The following is a 17,657-nucleotide window of genomic DNA, read 5'->3' as shown; positions in this document are numbered from 1 at the left end:
ATCAAGTTCAGATTGGGCGCCGGATGCGGGTATCAAGGCAGCTATGAGCTATGTCGCCGACCCCTCGAGTTCCGACGGCGAGTTCAGCCGGGACACCGAGTACATCGCCACGCGGATCACCGCGGACGGGCGCGACGGATACCCCGTCGAGGCCGGCCGCTACCGGCTGATCGTGGCGCGCGCCTGCCCGTGGGCCAACCGGACGATCATCGTGCGGCGGCTGCTGGGGCTGGAGGACGCGTTGTCCATCGGCTTCTGCGGACCCACCCACGACGAACGCAGCTGGACCTTCGACCTGGACCCCGGCGGGGTGGACCCGGTGCTGGGCATCCACTTCCTGCGCGACGCCTACAACAAGCGCATCCCGGACTATCCGAAGGGCGTCACCGTTCCGGCGATCGTCGAGATCGAGACCGGGCAGGTGGTGACCAACGACTTCGCTCAGATCACCCTCGACTTCTCCACCGAGTGGACCGCCTACCACCGTGACGGCGCGCCGCAGCTGTACCCCGAGCCGCTGCGCGACGAGATCGACGAGGTCGCCCAGCGCATCTACACCGAGGTGAACAACGGCGTATACCGGTGCGGGTTCGCCGGCTCACAGAAGGCGTACGAGAAGGCCTACGACCGGTTGTTCACCGCGCTGGACTGGTTGACGGAGCGACTGGAGAACCAGCGCTACCTGGTCGGGGACACCATCACCGAAGCCGACGTGCGGCTGTTCACCACGCTGGCGCGGTTCGACCCGGTCTATCACGGCCATTTCAAGACCAATCGCAGCAAGCTCTCGGAGATGCCGGTGCTGTGGGCCTACGCGCGTGACCTGTTCCAGACCCCAGGGTTCGGCGACACCACCGACTTCGTCCAGATCAAGCAGCACTACTACATCGTGCATTCGGACATCAATCCGACCGGCGTCGTGCCGAAGGGGCCGGACCTGTCGAACTGGTTGACCCCGCACGGTCGGGAAGCGTTGGGCGGCAGACCATTCGGTGATGGCACACCGCCGGGCCCGCCGCGTGGGTCCGAGCGCGTGCCCGACGCCCACTCAGCGGCCGCGCCACCGTCGTCTGGCTAGGCCTGCTGCCACACCGTGCGCACCGACCACTCGGCGTGCGGCACCGGGAACTCGTTTCCGTCCTGATCGCGGACCAGCGTCGGCAGCTGCACCGCGAACCCGGTGAGCCGGCCGTGCTGGGCGTCCACGGTCGGGATCGTCACCGCCAGCCGGGTGCCGGGGCGGAACTCCTCGATCACGTCCGCGTCCTCGTAGGCCCGGATCAGCACCCACGGCGCCTGGCCGATCTCGCCCGGGATGGACAGCTGGACGGGGTAGCCGCCGGAGATCGGAAGCTCACCCTGGTCGGCGGGGACCACGCAGTCGGTCGGGTTGAGCACCTGACAGAACCGGTAGGGGCCCACCCGGGTCAGCTCACCGTGCGAGAACGCCGAGATCTCGGGGTACTGCGGACCATGATCGCGGGACATCTGCCAAATCAGTACGCCGGTACCGATCGACGAGAGCAGTGCCACCGTAGCGAGTACAGCGACCACACGTTTCACTCCCGGGTCACCGCCGCATCCGTCCGTACACCTTCCTGTTCGGCAAGCACCGGTCGGTTGCCGCCGAAGCCCGGTACCAGTGACTCGCCACGATAGCTCAGCACCGTCTGGGCCAATCCGAGGATCAGGATCGCGGTGATCGTGGTGAAGCCCGCATACAGCTCGGTGTAGATCAGCACCCCTGTGGCGCCGCCGGCGACCCAGGCCAGCTGCAGCAGCGATTCCGATCTGCCGAACGCCGACGCGCGCGACTCCTCGGGCAGATCGTCCTGCAGTGACGCATCCAGCGACGCCTTCGCGATCGCGCTGCAGCCCGACGTGATCAAGGTCGCGACCGCGGCCACCAGCAGGCTGCCGGTCAGCGCGGTCACCAGCGCCGCTGCGGTGACCGCAACCGCGCAGCGCACCACCAGGCGGGCGGGATGCCCGAGTTTGAGCCGGGCCGCGGTGAAGTTTCCGGCGAAGTTCCCGATGGCCGCCGCGGCGCCGATCATTCCCAGGATCCGCAGTTGCTCCCACCCGCCGGCGTCATGGGCCTTCGCGACGAAGGCCGGGTACAGGAACAGGAAGCCGACCATCACCTTGACGGTGCAGTTGCCCCACAGCGAGGTGATGATGTTGCGGCCCAGCGGCTGGCGGGCCTTGGCGGAGACGCCTCCGTGCGGTGGACGCCCGAGCACCTCGGTCTGGCCGTGATAGCTCAGCGTCGCGGGCACCTCGCCCTCGGTGACCTCCACCCACTTCGGAATGCGCATCGCCAGGACCGCGCCGCCGATCGTCATGGCGACCACGACATACAGGGCGCCCGGCATCCGGAACAGCTGGAATCCCCACTCGGCGGCCGCGGCGATGCCACCGCCGATCATCGTGCCGCCCAACAGCCCGAACGTCGTCAACCGGGAGTTCACCCGGACCAGGTCGATCGACGGTGGCAGCACACGCGGCGTGACGGCGCTGCGCAAGACCGAGAACGATTTGGACAACACCATCATCCCGAGTGCGCACGGATACAACACCCACGACGGGAAACTGCCTGTCGCGCTGTCGAAGTTCGCGATGAGCACCACGGCCAGCACCGTGCGCAGCGCGAACGACGCCGCCAGCGCGACCCGTCGACCGTGTTGCAGGCGGTCCAGCGCCGGTCCGATCAGCGGCGCGATGACGGCGAACGGGGCGATGGTGATCAGCAGGTACAGGGCCACCCGGCTCTTGCTCTCACCGGAGGCCGCCGCGAAGAACAGCGTGTTGGCCAGTGCCACGGCCATCGCGGCGTCCACCGCGAAGTTCGCCACCACCGGCCACGTCAGCGCGGTCAGCCCGGACTTGTCGGCGCCGTCGGCGGTCGCGGCCCGGTGCACCAGGCCGTACATCTTCGAGCCCATCTCCCGGCTGCGCTGTGCGGCCGCGCGCGTCACCGTGACCTTGTCGCCGGCCCGGCCCGGCGGTGGCGGCGGGTAGCGGTCGTGATCGCCGCCGTGGTCGTCGAGCGGCGGCAGCCACCGGTTGCCGCCCTGGCTGGGCGAGTAGGGGCGCGATCCGCGATTGCCCGGACGCATCGCCGGGTCACTCGGGTAGTTCGCCATTCCCGGATGTTCGCCCGCAGGGGGGCGCGGCGGGTAGTAGCGTCCGCCCTGCTGACCGTCAGGGTCCCGGTGGTCACTCCGCGATCCGGTCACGCCGTCGATTCTCCCCTATGCGAACGACAGCGGCCGTCTGGCCGACCGGTGTGGCTGGCCCCAGCCCGGCTCAGGCAGTATTGGAGGCGATGGACAGCATGACCCAACCCGATCCGCAGGCAACCGACCCCGGGCACGCGTCGGAACAACCGGCGCTCGACGCCCCCGGCCCCGACCAGGAGGCCGTGCTCTCGGGCGCGGTCGAGCAGGCCCGCGCCGCGATCATCGAGGGCAGCGGCGAGGACGCCGTCGGCGAGTACCTCGGCGTGGAGTTCGAGGATCCGAGCTCGGCCACCCACCGATTCCTGGCGGAGATGCCCGGCTATCGCGGGTGGCAGTGGGCCGTCGTGGTGGCCGCCTGCCCCGGCGCGGCGCACGCCACCATCAGCGAGGTCGTCCTCGTGCCCGGCCCGACGGCGTTGCTGGCCCCGAAGTGGGTGCCCTGGGACGAACGGGTACGCCCGGGCGACCTCGGTCCCGGTGATCTGCTCGCGCCGCCTGCCGAGGATCCGCGGCTGGTGCCGGGCTACACCGCCACCGGCGACCCGCAGATCGACGAGGTCGCGGTCGAGGTGGGCCTGGGCCGGCGTCAGGTGCTGAGCCTGTGGGGCCGCGGCGACGCCGCGCAGCGCTGGCACGACGGCGAGTACGGCCCTGGCTCCGCGATGGCCCGCGCGACCCGCCGCATGTGCCGCGATTGCGGCTTCTACCTGCCGCTCGGCGGCGCGCTCGGCGTGATGTTCGGGGTGTGCGCCAACGAGTACTCCGCGGACGGCCATGTCGTGGACGCCGAATACGGGTGTGGTGCGCACTCGGAGACGCCGGCACCCCCGGGTACCGGGTCCCCGCAGTTCGATCCGTACGACGACGGGGTCCTCGATCTCGTCGAGCGGAGCGAGTAGACAGCTCCGAGCGGAGCGAGTAGACAGCTCCGAGCGGAGCGAGTAGGCAGCGCTAACTCTCGGCGGCCGACTTGATGCGCGTCAGCGACGCGTTCATCCCCTCGAGGAGTTCCTGCTCGAAACTGGGCACGCCGCCCATGAACTTGCCGACCAGGAAGTTCGACACCGCCGTCGTGCCGTTCTCGGCGTGGCGGGTCTCGACCAGCCGGGTCCCGGCCTCCGTCGGCTCCAGCTCGTAGGTCCACACCGTGTGGTTCTCGTTGACCCGGAACGCCAGCTTCTCCTCCGGGACGAACTCGGTGATGCGGCATGTGGTGGGCCAGAACAGGAATCCGCGCCTGTTGAAGTTCACGGTGCGGGCACCCTGGCGCAGCTGTCCGAGCGGCTTCATCAGCCGGCACTGAGGGCTCCACTGCGGCATCCTGCTCAGGTCCGAGACCAGCGCCCAGACCTTGGACACCGGCGCGTTGATGTCGATCTCGGCCTGCAAGACCGGCGCTGCCATCGTATTTCCTCCTAGGTCAAGCCCTGTTGCGCACCGCGGTGCCCGCGGCGCACCGCGTGACGTTGCCACAGAAAGATCGTCGTGCCAAGCACCCCGACGCCCAGCCCCGCCACCGTGATCGGACGCCATTCGTGCAGCGCGCCGACGGTGAACGCCAGCACCGCCGCGACCAGCCACCCGCACGCGATCACCACGATGACCGGCCACGGTGTGAGCAGCGCCGCGGGCAACGGAGGTGGCTGCGGTGCGGAGTCGGTGTCCATCGCCTCCAACTTAACAACCGCGCGGTGGTAGGTACTCTCAGCGCTGTGTTCGTCGCCGTCCGTCTCGAAACAGCGTGATCGTCAACGACGTTAAGGTCGTCGACGTCAGTGACCCGGCGGACCCGCGACTCGACGACTTCCGCGACCTCAACAGTGTCGACCGCAGACCGGATCTGCCCAGCGGCAAGGGTCTGGTGATCGCCGAGGGTGTGCTGGTGGTGCAGCGCATGCTGGCGTCACGGTTCGTGCCGCGGGCGCTGCTGGGCACCGATCGACGGCTGACCGAGCTCGGCGCCGACCTCAACGGCGTTGCCGCACCGTTCTACCGCGCGTCGGCGGAGGTGATGGCCGAGGTCGTCGGCTTCCACCTCAACCGCGGCGTGCTCGCGTCGGCCTCGCGCGCGCCCGACCTCACCGTGCCCGAGGTGCTGGACCGGGCGCGCACCGTCGCGGTGCTGGAAGGCGTCAACGACCACGAGAATCTCGGCTCGGTCTTCCGCAACGCCGCCGGGCTCGGCGTCGACGGGGTGATCTTCGGCAGCGGCTGTGCCGACCCGCTGTATCGGAGGGCCGTGCGGGTGTCGATGGGGCATGCGCTGCTGGTGCCGTTCGCCAAGGCCGGGAACTGGCCCGGTGATCTGGAATTGTTGCGGGAGAACGGCTTTCGCATTCTCGCGATGACCCCCGATCCTGCGGCGCAGACCCTCGCCCAGGCGATGACGGGTCTCGCCGAGCAACGCCTGGCCATCCTGGTGGGCGCCGAGGGGCCAGGGCTGAAGGAACACACCATGCGGGCCAGCGATGTGCGCGTGCGCATTCCGATGTCGCGGGGCACGGACTCGCTCAACGTCGCCACGGCCGCGGCCCTGGCGTTCTATGAGCGGGATAGGCTCGCCCGGTGAGCGATCAGACGCCGTGGGCGACCGGCCTGACGGTCGCGGCGTTCGTCGCGGCGGTGGTCGCCGCCGCGGTCATCGTGCTCAGCATCGGGCTGATCCGGGTGCATCCGCTGCTCGCGGCCGGACTGAATCTGGTTGCGGTGGGCGGATTGGCGCCCACGGTGTGGGGGTGGCGCCGGATCCCGGTGTGGCGGTGGTTCGTGCTCGGCACCGGTGTCGGGGTCGCCGTGGCGTGGATCGCGCTGGTCGCGATTACCGCTTCGGGCGTGTGAAAACGTTGTCCGGGTAGGACTTCAGCGCTGTCCGCCTCCGCTGGACCGGACACCCAGCAGCACGTCCTCCCAGGCGGGAACGGTGGGCCGGCTCTTGCGTGGGCGGGTTGCCTTCGCGGCCGGGGCGGTTTCGGCCACCTCGACCGGCTCGGGTTGCGGCTCGGGCTCGGGCGCGCGCTGAGGTTCGGGAGCCGGGGCGTGCACCTCTTCGGGCTCGCCCAGGGCGAGCTGCGCGACCGCGGCCAGCGGGCGCAGCGGGCGGGCGAAGTTCGGATCGATCAGCTCGGCTGCGGCATCGTCGAAGGCGGTGACGGTGCCACCGTGCGCACCGGGGGCGTACCGGAAGTGTGCGACGTTGTCCGACAGGCCGGCTTTCCAGGACAGCTGCACGGTCCACCGACCGTCCTCGTTGCGCCAGGCGTCCCAGTTCGTGCCGTCGGGATCCAGGCCGCGCGCGATGAGCGACGAGGTGACGGTCTCCAGCAGCGTCAGCACCGACGGGCCGTCCGGCAGCACCGGATGCGCGGCGGTGGCCAGCTCGGCAGCGCGGGCGCGCTCCAGCAGCACCGGGTGGGCGAAGCGTTCGACCCGGGCGAAGTCGACGCCGGCGGCCGCGGCGACCTGCTCCACTGACGCGCCGGCGCGGATCTTCGACTGGATCTCTCTGGGACGCAGCAAGTTGGGGACCTCGACATCGATCGTTGTCTGGTTCGAGCCGGCGCGGTCGCCGCGCACGGCGGCCTTGAGCCGGTCGTCGGTCCGCAGGATGAATTTCTCGTCGGAGTCGCTGGTTTCGCAGATGATGCGCCTGCCGTCGACATCCAGACCGACGACCTTGAGTTCTCTCATAGCGACCTCCTCCGGGCTTGCGCGAGCCCGATACAGAGGTCACCCTACTGCGTTATCAACCCGTAACCGCGATGACACGCGGCAGCCGGCTACAACCGCTGCACAACCCAGTCGACGCACGCGGTCAGCGCGCTGACGTCGTCGGGTTCGACCGCGGGGAACATCCCGACCCGGAGCTGGTTGCGGCCCAGCTTGCGGTAGGGCTCGGTGTCGACGATGCCGTTGGCGCGCAGGATCTTGGCGACGGCCGCGGCGTCCACGTCGTCGGAGAAGTCGACGGTGCCGACCACCTGCGACCGCAGCGCCGGATCGGCGACGAACGGGGTCGCGAACGACGACGCCTCGGCCCACGAGTACAGCCGTGCCGACGAGTCCGCGGTGCGCCAGGTCGCCCAGTCGAGACCGCCGTTGCCGAGCATCCAGTCGATCTGTTCGGCCAGCAGGATCAACGTGGCGATCGCCGGGGTGTTGTAGGTCTGGTTCTTGAGGCTGTTCTCGATCGCGATCGGCAGCGACAGGAACTCCGGCACCCAGCGTCCGCTGCCGGCGATGGCCTCGACCCTGGCCAGCGCGGCGGGGGACAGGATCGCCAGCCACAGGCCGCCGTCGCCGGCGAAGTTCTTCTGCGGCGCGAAGTAGTAGGCGTCGGCCTGGGTGATGTCGACGGGCAGGCCGCCGGCCGCGGAGGTCGCGTCGATGGCCACGAGCGCGTCGCCGGCGCCGTCCGGCCGCACGACCGGCACCGCGACGCCCGTCGACGTCTCGTTGTGCGCCCAGGCGATCAGGTCCGCCGACGGGTCGGACTGCGCGGCGGGCGCGCTGCCCGGGTCCGCCTTGATCACGATGGGGTCGCCGACGAACGGGTTCTTGGCGACCGCGGAGGCGAACTTCGCGCTGAACTCGCCGTAGGTCAGGTGCAGCGAGCGCTTGTCGACCAGGCCGAACGCGGCGGCGTCCCAGAACGCCGTCGATCCGCCGTTGCCGAGGATCACCTCGTAGCCGTCGGGCAGCGAGAACAGCTGGCGGAGGCCGTCGCGGACGCGGCCCACGAGGTTCTTCACCGGGGCCTGCCGGTGCGACGTGCCGAACAGATGGCCCGCGGCGGCCAACGCCTGCAGCTGCTCCGGCCGGACCTTGGACGGCCCACAGCCGAATCGTCCGTCTGCGGGCTTCAGGTCGGCGGGGATGGTCAGGTTCTCGGCCATGCGGACAAGCCTAGAACCGGAGGTCAGCCTGAAGAAATCGAGCGTCGCGGGGACCGCGCCGACCGGCCTGTCCTGTGATCCGGGGCACATGTGACGTGGATTACCCGGCTGGCGCACACCCGCTCGGAAGGGCCTGGTGAATTACTGGGACCGCGGGTACTGTCATTGGACAGCGACCAGAAGTATGTAAACCCCGACGGGAGGCCGCAATGGCTGTCAAGGAAGCTCGGACGCGCATCATCCGGCGCTGGCGCAGGAACATGGACGTGCTCGACGACACCGAGTACGTGGACATGCTCAACACCCTGTCCGAGGGCTCGGTGCGCCGGAATTTCGACCCTTACACCGACATCGACTGGGATTCGCCGGAGTTCGCGGTGACGCCGGACGACGAGCGGTGGATCCTGCCCGCCACCGACCCGTTCGGGAAGCATCCCTGGTATCAGGCCCAGCCCAGGAAGAAGCAGATCGAGATCGGCATGTGGCGGCAGGCCAACGTCGCCAAGGTCGGTCTGCACTTCGAGTCGATCCTGATCCGCGGGCTGATGAACTACGCGTTCTGGGTGCCCAACGGCTCCCCGGAGTACCGCTACTGCCTGCACGAATCGGTCGAAGAGTGCAACCACACGATGATGTTCCAGGAGATGGTCAACCGCATCGGCGCCGACGTCCCCGGGATGCCGCGGATGCTCAAGTGGCTGTCGCCGTTCATCCCGCTGGTGGCGGGTCCGCTGCCGATCCCGTTCTTCTTCGGCGTGCTGGCCGGCGAGGAGCCGATCGACCACACCCAGAAGAACGTCCTGCGCGAAGGCAAGGCCGTGCATCCGATCATGGAACGCGTGATGGCCATCCACGTCGCCGAGGAGGCCCGGCACATCTCGTTCGCACACGAGTACCTGCGTAAGCGGGTGCCGCAGCTGAACCGCAGGCAGAAGTTCCTGCTGTCGGTGAACGTGCCGATCATCATGCGGGTGCTGTGCCAGGCGATCATCGTGCCGCCGAAGGCGTTCTGGCGGGAGTTCGACATCCCACGCTCGGTGAAGAAGGAGATCTTCTTCGGCACCCCGGAGGCGCGCCAGTTCCTGCGCGACATGTTCGGCGACGTCCGGATGCTGTGTCACGACACCGGTCTGATGAATCCGTTCGCGAAGCTGATGTGGCGGATCTGCAAGATCGACGGCCCGCCCAGCCGGTACCGCAGCGAGCCCGCCCGCCAGCACGTGGTGAGCGCCGCCTGAGCCATGCCTCACGTCATCACCCAGTCGTGCTGCAGCGACGGGTCCTGCGTCTACGCATGCCCGGTGAATTGCATTCACCCCACCCCCGACGAGCCCGGCTTCGCGACCGCCGAGATGCTCTACATCGACCCGGTGGCCTGTGTGGACTGCGGGGCGTGTGTCTCGGCCTGCCCCGTCGGGGCCATCTCCGCGGACACCCGGCTGGAACCCGAGCAGCTGCCGTTCGTCGAGCTCAACGCCGCCTTCTACCCGAAGCGCGAAGGTAAGTTGCCGCCGACGTCGAAGCTGGCGCCGGTGCAGGAAGCGCCCGTGGTCCATCCGCGACCGGGTGGTCCGTTGACCGTCGCGATCGTCGGGTCGGGACCCGCGGCGATGTACGCCGCCGACGAACTGCTCACCCAGAAGGGTGTGCGGGTCAACGTGTTCGAGAAACTGCCGACGCCCTACGGGCTGGTGCGGGCAGGTGTCGCGCCCGACCACCAGAGCACCAAACGGGTGACCGGGCTGTTCGACAAGATCGCCGCCCGGCCGGGGTTCACGTTCTACCTCAACGTCGAGGTCGGCTCGGACGTCACCCACGACGAGCTGCTGGCCCACCATCACGCTGTTCTGTACGCGGTGGGCGCCCCCGACGACCGCCGCCTGGACGTCGACGGCATGGGCTTGCCGGGCACGGCGACGGCCACCGAGGTGGTGGCGTGGTACAACGCCCATCCCGATTTCGCGCATCTGCCGGTCGACCTCGGCGACGAACGCGTGGTGATCGTCGGTAACGGAAACGTGGCCCTCGACGTGGCCCGGATCCTGACGACGGATCCGGACGTGCTGGCGCGCACCGACATCGCCGATCATGCGCTGACGGCGCTGCGTGGCTCACGCGTGCGGGAGGTGGTGATCGCGGCGCGGCGCGGACCCGAAGCGTCGGCGTTCACGCTGCCCGAACTGATCGGCCTGACCTCGACCTGTGAGGTGGTGCTCGACCCTGCCGATCACGACCGCGTGCTCACCGCGCTGGCCGAGACGACCGATCCGCTCACCCGCAACAAGCTCGAGGTGCTGGCCAAACTGGGTGACGCGACCGCACCGATCACCGGGCCGCGCATCAGGCTGGCCTATCACCTGACCCCGCAGCGGGTGCTGGGGGAGCAGCGCGCCGCCGGGGTGCGGTTCGGTGTGACCGGTACCGACCAGACCTGTGACATCGCCGCGGGGCTGGTGCTGACCTCGATCGGCTACCGCGGCAAGCCCATTCGTGGGCTGCCCTTTGACGAGGTGGCCGCGGTCGTGCCCAACGACGGCGGACGCGTGATCGAGCCCGAGGCGGGCGAACCGGTGCGGGGCAGCTATGTGGCCGGCTGGATCAAACGCGGACCCACCGGCTTCATCGGCACCAACAAATCCTGTGCCGCCGAGACCGTGCACAACCTTGTCGCCGACTACAACGACGGCCGCCTCCCGGCGCCGGTGCACAAGCCGTCCGCGTTGCCTCGCTTCGTCCGTGGCAGGCAGCCGGCAGTCATCGACGCCGCCGGTTGGAAGGCCATCGACGAGGCCGAGACCGCCCGGGGCGCCGGGTTGCGCCCGCGGGACAAGTTCACCTCGATCGCCGACATGACCGAGGCCGCGAGCGAGGCGTCGTCGCCGATACCGAAACGGGTGCTGGCCGCGCTGCGTCGCTAGGGGTGATCAGTCGGCCCAGGACTGCAGCACGCTGAGGTAGGCGGTGGGTTGCACCGAGAGCTTGCCCACGTACGGGTGCTCCAGCGCGAAGATCAGGTACAGCACGAATGACAGTAGCGCCGCGGTCAGCCCGACCCCGAGCGAGTGCACGAGCCGGTCCCGGGTGCCGGACAGGAACGTGAACGCCATCACGACGCCGCCGCCGCCAACCAGCAGCACCCACAGCTCGACGGGTACCGACGAGTCGCCGGTGGACACCCGGGCCTTGCGAAAGCTGGTCATGTCGTTCAGCCGCACGATGGCGTGGTCGAAGAACGCGATCTGATTACGGGTCTCCGGCTGTACCTGCAGATAGTTTTCCCACACCGCGATCAGCTCGGGGGACTGCTCGGCGACGTGTTCGCCGTGGTGCATGCGCGGGAACTCGCTGTCGACCACGGTTCTGGTGTAGTCGATCAGGGCCTGCTCCACCGCCAACTGTGACTGCGCCGGCAGCGCCGCCGAGTCGCGCAGCAGGTCGGCGATTGCGGCGGCCTCCTGCCCACTGGCGTCCTCGGCGTCACTGAATTGCTCCCAGACCACCACCACGACGAACGCGACCAGCACCGCATACAGCGTGCCGGCTAGCTGAAACATGGTGGTGGACACCGTGTTGGCGCTGTCGAACCGTTCTGCCGGCATCACCTTGCGGAACAGCAGCAGCCCGCCGACGGAGATGCCGACGATGACGGTCACCCACAACGTGCCCAGCACAAGCGGAGGAATCTGGAGTAACCACAGCACGGACCTGCCCCCCTTGAAACTGCACCGGCGTGCGCGACGCAGCCCGCCAATTATTACCGTTGGCACGTACCTTCAGCCTGAGTTTGAGCAAACCGCCAACCGGGACCAACTGCCGGAGGTATGCAAAGACATGGGTTCTGCGCAGTGCGTGGGTCGGGTCGGAGCTCTCGCGGTCGCGCTGGGGGTCGGTGCAGCGGTCCTCACCGGATCCGGCGTCGCATGGGCCGGTGAGGACGGCCCCGCAGCAACGGTTTCGGAGGCCGGCGGTGCCACCGGCGAACGGGCCGGCCCGGTCGGCGAATCGGCCGACCAGGCCGATGGCGACACCGAGGATGGCGACGACACCAAGGACGTCGACGACACCAAGGACGTCGACGAACCGGACCCCGAGCCCGAGCCGGCTGACGGCGAGGCCGAGGGTGAGGTGCCCGATGACGGGCCACCCGACGTTCCGGTCGAGGACGACGAGCCCGCCGCGGTTCGCGAAGAGACGGCCGCCGGAACCGGCGACCCTGACGGCCCGCGGCGCGACGCCGCGCTCGGGGATGCCGTGGCCGACAATAGATCCGACGCCGGATCCGACGCCGCTGAATCCGACGCTGCTGAATCCGACGCCGCCACGATCGACGATGACGGGGCCGCATCGGTCCAGATGCGCACCGCGGCAGAGCGATCCACTCCGGAGCCGTCCACCCCACAGCCGTTGACCCCGGAGTCGGCCGGCGCGGCCTCGACCGTCTCGACGACCCTGGCCACCCCGCCGGCGGTGCCGTCATGGCGGCCCTGGCCGACCGCGTTCGATCTACGCAGCGCCGTGACCTACGTGGTGGACCTCGCCACCGGCTTCCTGGGCGCGGTGTTCAAGCCGTTCGCCGCCGGCCCGCCCCGGCCGCCGGCCGACCCGTCGGGCTGGGCGCTGCTGGCCTGGGTGCGCCGCGAGTTCTTCAACAGCACGCCCACTCTCGCAGGGGATCCGCCGCCCCACACCCAGAGCCTGACCGCCGACGGCGAGGTCCGGATCACCGGGAACCTCGGCATCGTCGACAACGACGGCGATGAGCTGACCTACACGGTGATCGGACGCCCACACAACGGCGGAACCGTCACCGTCGACGCCGACGGCAACTTCGTCTACCGGCCGATGAACGCGATGGCCGCGGTCGGCGGCACGGACACGTTCACCGTGGCCGTCAGCGACGAGCACGACGGCTCGCACGTGCACGGGTTGTTCGGCCTGCTGCAGTTCGTCCCGATCCTCGGCAACCTGCTCAACCCGGGCGGCGGCCACGGCCGCACCGTCACCGTGACCGTCAAGGTCACGCCTGTGGCCGGTGTCGACCTGTCCCTGCCCGACGACTTCCGTTGGGGTGTCGCGCATTCAGGGTTCCAGGCCGAAGGCGGACCCGGCTCGCCCGTGGACACCCGCTCGGACTGGTACCGCTGGGTGCACGACCCGCTGAACCGGCTGCTCGGCCTCGTCAAGGGGGTGCCGGAGAACGGGCCGGGCGCCTACGTCTCCTACGAGGGCGATGCGGCGCTCGCCCGCGACGAGCTCGGGATGAACACTTTCCGGATGAGCATCGAATGGAGCCGTATCTTCCCCGACTCCACCGCGGCGGTGGACATCTCCGACGAGGGCGGAACGCTCAGCCTCGCGGACCTGGAGGCCCTCGACGCGCTCGCCGACCAGGACGAGGTGGCGCACTACCGGTCGGTGTTCGCGACGCTTCGGCAGTACGGCCTGGACCCGTTCGTCACCGTCAACCACTTCACGCTGCCGGTGTGGGTACACGACCCGATCGTCGCGCGGCCGCTGATCCAGCTCGGTCTGCCCGCACCCGCGGCGGGCTGGCTGTCGCCGACCACCGCCCGCGAATTCGAGAAGTACGCCGCCTATGTCGCATGGAAGTACGGCGACCAGGTGGACAACTGGGCCACGCTCAACGAGCCGTTCCCGCCGGTGCTCACCGAGTTCCTCGCGATCCCGTGGGTAGTGCCGAACTGGCCGCCCGGGGTGATCCGGCCCGATCTGGCGTCGACGTTCCTGGTGAACCAGGCCGTCGGCCACGTCGCCGCCTACGACGCGATCCACGCCTGGGACATCACCGCCACCACTCCGGGAGGGCCGGCGGCGTTCGTCGGCTTCACCCACAACATGATCCCGGCCCGGCCGGCCAATCCGGTCAACCCGCTCGACGTGCAGGCCGCCGACGCCTGGAACCACTTCTACAACCAATGGTTCCCGAACGCGGTGATCGACGGCTGGGTCGACGCGAACTTCGACGGAATCAAGACCGCCGACGAGGTCGATCCCGACATGGCAGGCAAGGTCGACTTCCTCGGCGTGCAGTACTACGGGTCGCAGCCGATGGTGGGTTTCGGGGTCGCACCGCTGCCGGGCTTCCCGTTCCTGCGCGGGTTCCCGATCCGGTGCTCGGCGGACGAACCCACCTGCAGTGATTTCAACCAGCCCACCGACCCCGGTGGTTTCCGGGAGGTGCTCGAACTCGCGGCGTCCTACGGGAAACCGTTGTGGGTCACCGAGAACGGGATCGCCGACGACGAGGACACCAAGCGGCCGTCCTACATCGTCAACCACGTCGCGGTGGTGCAGGACCTGGTCGCCCACGGTACCGACATCCGCGGCTACACCTACTGGTCATTCGTCGACAATCTGGAATGGTCCGAAGGCTACGAACTGCAGTTCGGACTGTACGGCTCGGACCCGGACACCCCTGAGCTGGAACGCATCCCGAAGCCGGCCAGTATCGCGGCGCTGAGCGGGATCACCGTCGCGAACGGTCTGCCCGTCGCGCTGCTACAGAACCACATCCCGAGCTAGCCGCTCGCGGACATCTGCTCCATCACCTCGTTCATGTCGACCTCGCGGACGGTCTCGGCCAGCGACCACAGGTGACCGAACGGATCGCGCAGCACCCCGTAGCGGTCGCCCCAGATCTGGTCCTCGAGCGGATTGACCACGGTGGCCCCGGCATCGAGGGCCCGCTGGAACCGGCCGTCGACGTCGGGGCCGTGCAGGTGGATGGTCACCGGCGACCCGCCCAGCGCGGTCGGCGTGCTCGCCTTTCCGCCGTTGAACTCGGGGAAGTCGTCGTTGAGGAACACCATCGCGCCGTTGATCCGGGTGGCGGCGTGGATCAGCTTGCCCTCCGGGCCGGGCATCCGCACCATCTCCTCGGCGCCGAACGCCTTGGCATAGAAGTCGAGCGCGGCCGCGGCGTCCTCGACGACGAGATGCGGTACCAGCATGGGTTGGTTGTCGATCGCCATGGTTTCTCCTCACCGGTGGTGGATTTCCGATACAGACCACCACCGGTCGAAGAACTCATCGGCGCGGTCAGACCACGGAGAACCCGACGGGTAGAGCGGTGCGCCCGGTGAGCGCGAGCAGGGCTGTCGGGCCCTGGCCGAGCGCGACACCGATCCGGGCGGCCAGCGCCGCGGCGTCGGCGAGCACCTCGACAGGCGGTTCGACGTCGATGCCGACTGCGCGTGCGATGTCCAGACCGTGCACGGCCAGCTCGAAGGTCCGGGTGGGCAGGTAGCTGCTCAGCCGGATGCCCAGGCCGCCGATCACCTCGATCAGCGGGTCGTCGACGGCCGCCAGCTCCGCCTGCACCCGCGCTGCGAGCGTCTCGACCGCGGCGGCCGGATCGTCGCCCAGCCCCCGGCCGGCCTGCCTGCCGCGTTCCACGACGGCCGCCTCGCCCATGTCGGAGGCGTAGGAGCGCATCCTGACGTAGTAGTCGACTGCGTCGGGGACGTCTTCGCGCTGTGCCGGGGCCTGCAGGTAGGTGCTGACCGTGATCAGCGATCGCGAGGCGTGGCCGACGAGGTCGCGCACGTTCCACTCGCCCAGACCCGGGTCGCCCCATGCGGCATCCGGGATCTGCCGGACCAGGCCCACGAAATGGTCTGCCGCCGAAGCGAACACCAGTTGCGGCCCGAGCGCGGTCATCGGCGGTTCAGCAGGTCCCAGCCCGGCACCGACTCGGGGCCGCGCGGTTCGGGGCCGGTGTAGATCGCCGACGGCCGCACGAGCTTGCCGAGCCGTTTCTGCTCCAGGATGTGGGCACACCAGCCGGCGGTGCGGCCGCAGGTGAACATCGCAGGCATCATCTTGGGCGGCACCTCCGCGAAATCGAGGATCACCGCCGCCCAGAACTCGACGTTGGTTTCGATCGCCCGGTCCGGTCGGCGTTCCCGCAGTTCGGCCAGTGCGGCCTGTTCCAGCGCCGCCGCGACCTCGTAGCGCGGTGCGGCCAGTCGTTCGGCCGTGGCGCGCAGCACCCGGGCCCGCGGGTCCTCGGCCCGGTACACGCGGTGCCCGAAACCCATCAGCTTCTCGTCGCGGTCCAGGATGCCCTTGACCACGGCGCGCGCGTCACCGGTCTGCTCGGCCTCCTCGATCATCGGGATCACCCGCGCGGGCGCCCCGCCGTGCAGCGGGCCGCTCATCGCCCCGACCGCACCCGAGAGCGCGGCGGCGACGTCGGCCCCGGTCGACGCGATGACCCGGGCGGTGAACGTCGACGCGTTCATCCCGTGCTCGGCGGCGCTGACCCAGTACGCGTCGATCGCCTCGACGTGCCGCGGATCCGGGTCGCCCTTCCACCGCGTCATGAAACGTTCTGTGACGGTGTCACATTCGTCGACGGCGCGCTGCGGCACGGCCTGCCGGTAGATCCCGCGCGCGGACTGGGCGACGTAGGACAGCGCCATCACCGACGCGCGGGCGAGCTGGTCGCGCGCGGTGTCGTCGTCGATGTCCAGCAGCGGGGGATAACCCCAGATCGGCGCGAGCATCGCCAATCCGGCCTGCACGTCGACGCGGACGTCGCCGCTGTGGATGGGCAGCGGGAACGGTTCGGCGGGCGGCAGCCCCGGGCCGAAGCGGCCGTCGACCAGCAGCCCCCAGACGTCACCGAAGGTGACCCGGTGGGCCACCAGGTCCTCGATGTCGACGCCGCGGTAGCGCAGTGCGCCGCCGTCCTTGTCCGGTTCGGCGATCTCGGTCTCGAACGCCACCACGCCCGCCAGTCCGGGGGCGAAATCCTTCGGCACCGTGGTCATGGGCCGATTGTTGCACCCAATCGCGGCGTAGCGTCTGGCATGTGGGCACTTCTGACTACCTGGCGCGGATGCGCGTGGAGTACGGGTCGGTGGAGAAAGACGGCAGCGGCGACCTCGACACCGACTGGCTCGACGAGGGCTGGGTGGCGCTGCTGCACCGGTGGCTGGCCGACGCCGAGCAGGCCGGTGTCGCAGAACCCAACGCGATGGTGGTCGGCACCGTCGACGGTCGGGGCCGCCCCGTCACCCGCACCGTGCTGTGCAAGAGCGTCGACGAGAGCGGGATCTCGTTCTACACCAACTACGACTCCGAGAAGGGCGAGCAACTGGCCGCCGTGCCGTACGCGTCGGCCACCTTCCCGTGGTACCTGGTCGGTCGGCAGGTCCATGTCCGGGGCCCCGTCACCAAGGTGTCGGCCGAGCAGACCGTCGACTACTGGCGCAAGCGCCCGCGCGGCTCGCAGCTGGGGGCGTGGGCGTCCCGGCAGAGCCGTCCGATCGCGTCGCGCGCCGAGCTGATGCAGCAACTTGTCGACGTCACCGAGCGGTTCGCCGACGTCGACGAGGTTCCGGTGCCGCCGCACTGGGGCGGCTACCTGATCGCACCCGAGGTGGTGGAGTTCTGGCAGGGACGGGAGAACCGGGTGCACAACAGGATCCGCGTCCGAGACGGGCACCTCGAGCGTCTTCAGCCCTGACCTGCTGAATCGGCGGCCCGGGCATTCGTC

The 17,657-nt window shown here is 69.4% G+C and carries 18 protein-coding genes; 8 read left to right on the top strand and 10 right to left on the bottom strand.

Going from position 1 to position 17,657, the window contains the following annotated elements; all coding sequences use genetic code 11:
• The first annotated feature begins 43 nt into the window (after window positions 1–43).
• Complete coding sequence (locus C6A87_RS23345) at window positions 44–1,078, top strand: glutathione S-transferase C-terminal domain-containing protein (protein ID WP_311114413.1); 1,035 nt, start codon at window positions 44–46, stop codon at window positions 1,076–1,078.
• Here C6A87_RS23345 and C6A87_RS23340 read toward each other — a convergent pair.
• Window positions 1,075–1,563: a DUF2771 domain-containing protein gene (locus C6A87_RS23340; protein WP_311114412.1), complete on the bottom strand. Its 489-nt coding sequence runs from the start codon at window positions 1,561–1,563 to the stop codon at window positions 1,075–1,077. The two genes, C6A87_RS23345 and C6A87_RS23340, sit on opposite strands and share 4 nt — an antisense overlap.
• The gene (locus C6A87_RS23335; RefSeq protein WP_311114411.1) at window positions 1,560–3,146 is read right to left on the bottom strand and encodes an MFS transporter; all 1,587 of its coding nucleotides are present in this window, start codon (window positions 3,144–3,146) and stop codon (window positions 1,560–1,562) included. The genes C6A87_RS23340 and C6A87_RS23335 overlap by 4 nt, the downstream gene beginning before the upstream one ends.
• Before the next feature lie 182 nt (window positions 3,147–3,328).
• Here C6A87_RS23335 and C6A87_RS23330 point away from each other — a divergent pair, with 182 nt between their 5' ends.
• Window positions 3,329–4,141 carry a DUF3027 domain-containing protein gene (locus C6A87_RS23330; RefSeq protein WP_396836932.1) on the top strand — a complete coding sequence of 271 codons (813 nt, stop codon included), beginning with the start codon at window positions 3,329–3,331 and terminating at the stop codon, window positions 4,139–4,141.
• Between the two features lie 52 nt (window positions 4,142–4,193).
• Here the strand turns inward: C6A87_RS23330 and C6A87_RS23325 are convergent, their stop codons facing one another.
• A complete protein-coding gene (locus C6A87_RS23325) occupies window positions 4,194–4,646 on the bottom strand; it encodes an SRPBCC family protein (RefSeq protein ID WP_311114410.1) in 453 nt (150 codons plus the stop codon).
• Window positions 4,647–4,657: 11 nt separating this feature from the next.
• Window positions 4,658–4,909 (bottom strand): DUF2530 domain-containing protein, encoded by a 252-nt coding sequence (locus C6A87_RS23320; RefSeq protein ID WP_311114409.1) that lies wholly within the window; start codon window positions 4,907–4,909, stop codon window positions 4,658–4,660.
• 74 nt (window positions 4,910–4,983) lie between these two features.
• Here C6A87_RS23320 and C6A87_RS23315 point away from each other — a divergent pair, with 74 nt between their 5' ends.
• Together C6A87_RS23315 and C6A87_RS23310 are read left to right on the top strand one after the other, a co-directional pair.
• The gene (locus tag C6A87_RS23315) at window positions 4,984–5,811 is read left to right on the top strand and encodes an RNA methyltransferase (protein ID WP_311114408.1); all 828 of its coding nucleotides are present in this window, start codon (window positions 4,984–4,986) and stop codon (window positions 5,809–5,811) included.
• Entirely contained in the window at window positions 5,808–6,080 is a 273-nt protein-coding gene (locus C6A87_RS23310; RefSeq protein ID WP_311114407.1) for a DUF2537 domain-containing protein, read from the top strand. Before C6A87_RS23315 ends, C6A87_RS23310 begins: the two co-directional genes overlap by 4 nt.
• A 21-nt stretch (window positions 6,081–6,101) precedes the next feature.
• Here C6A87_RS23310 and sepH read toward each other — a convergent pair whose 3' ends face one another.
• The gene (gene sepH / locus C6A87_RS23305) at window positions 6,102–6,929 is read right to left on the bottom strand and encodes a septation protein SepH (protein ID WP_311114406.1); all 828 of its coding nucleotides are present in this window, start codon (window positions 6,927–6,929) and stop codon (window positions 6,102–6,104) included.
• Window positions 6,930–7,018: 89 nt separating this feature from the next.
• Complete coding sequence (gene serC / locus C6A87_RS23300; RefSeq protein ID WP_311114405.1) at window positions 7,019–8,134, bottom strand: phosphoserine transaminase; 1,116 nt, start codon at window positions 8,132–8,134, stop codon at window positions 7,019–7,021.
• A 209-nt stretch (window positions 8,135–8,343) separates the two neighbouring features.
• On the opposite strand from serC, the gene C6A87_RS23295 reads away from it, so the two are divergent.
• Together C6A87_RS23295 and C6A87_RS23290 are read left to right on the top strand one after the other, a co-directional pair.
• Entirely contained in the window at window positions 8,344–9,372 is a 1,029-nt protein-coding gene (locus C6A87_RS23295) for a diiron oxygenase (protein WP_311114404.1), read from the top strand.
• A 3-nt stretch (window positions 9,373–9,375) separates the two neighbouring features.
• Window positions 9,376–11,052, top strand: coding sequence for an FAD-dependent oxidoreductase (locus tag C6A87_RS23290; protein WP_311114403.1), 1,677 nt, complete (start codon window positions 9,376–9,378; stop codon window positions 11,050–11,052).
• Between the two features lie 6 nt (window positions 11,053–11,058).
• Here the strand turns inward: C6A87_RS23290 and C6A87_RS23285 are convergent, their stop codons facing one another.
• On the bottom strand, window positions 11,059–11,835 hold the full coding sequence (locus tag C6A87_RS23285) for a DUF4239 domain-containing protein (protein WP_311114402.1): 777 nt from the start codon (window positions 11,833–11,835) through the stop codon (window positions 11,059–11,061).
• 130 nt (window positions 11,836–11,965) lie between these two features.
• On the opposite strand from C6A87_RS23285, the gene C6A87_RS23280 reads away from it, so the two are divergent.
• Window positions 11,966–14,677 (top strand): family 1 glycosylhydrolase, encoded by a 2,712-nt coding sequence (locus C6A87_RS23280; RefSeq protein WP_311114401.1) that lies wholly within the window; start codon window positions 11,966–11,968, stop codon window positions 14,675–14,677.
• On the opposite strand, the gene C6A87_RS23275 is transcribed toward C6A87_RS23280, so the two are convergent.
• From C6A87_RS23275 to C6A87_RS23265, 3 genes are all read right to left on the bottom strand, one after another.
• Window positions 14,674–15,126 carry a VOC family protein gene (locus C6A87_RS23275; protein WP_311114400.1) on the bottom strand — a complete coding sequence of 151 codons (453 nt, stop codon included), beginning with the start codon at window positions 15,124–15,126 and terminating at the stop codon, window positions 14,674–14,676. The two genes, C6A87_RS23280 and C6A87_RS23275, sit on opposite strands and share 4 nt — an antisense overlap.
• A 67-nt stretch (window positions 15,127–15,193) precedes the next feature.
• Entirely contained in the window at window positions 15,194–15,814 is a 621-nt protein-coding gene (locus C6A87_RS23270) for a maleylpyruvate isomerase family mycothiol-dependent enzyme (RefSeq protein WP_311114399.1), read from the bottom strand.
• Window positions 15,811–16,929: a citrate synthase 2 gene (locus C6A87_RS23265; protein WP_311114398.1), complete on the bottom strand. Its 1,119-nt coding sequence runs from the start codon at window positions 16,927–16,929 to the stop codon at window positions 15,811–15,813. Before C6A87_RS23265 ends, C6A87_RS23270 begins: the two co-directional genes overlap by 4 nt.
• 68 nt (window positions 16,930–16,997) lie before the next feature.
• On the opposite strand from C6A87_RS23265, the gene pdxH reads away from it, so the two are divergent.
• Window positions 16,998–17,627, top strand: a complete 630-nt coding sequence (gene pdxH / locus C6A87_RS23260) for a pyridoxamine 5'-phosphate oxidase (protein WP_311118056.1) — start codon at window positions 16,998–17,000, stop codon at window positions 17,625–17,627.
• The last annotated feature ends 30 nt before the right edge of the window (window positions 17,628–17,657 follow it).

Origin of the sequence: Mycobacterium sp. ITM-2016-00317 (assembly GCF_002968295.1) — a bacterium.
In the GTDB taxonomy this organism is placed as follows: domain Bacteria; phylum Actinomycetota; class Actinomycetes; order Mycobacteriales; family Mycobacteriaceae; genus Mycobacterium.
The sequence above is the reverse complement of the archived record's forward strand: the minus strand, read 5'-3'. Positions and strand labels throughout refer to the sequence as shown.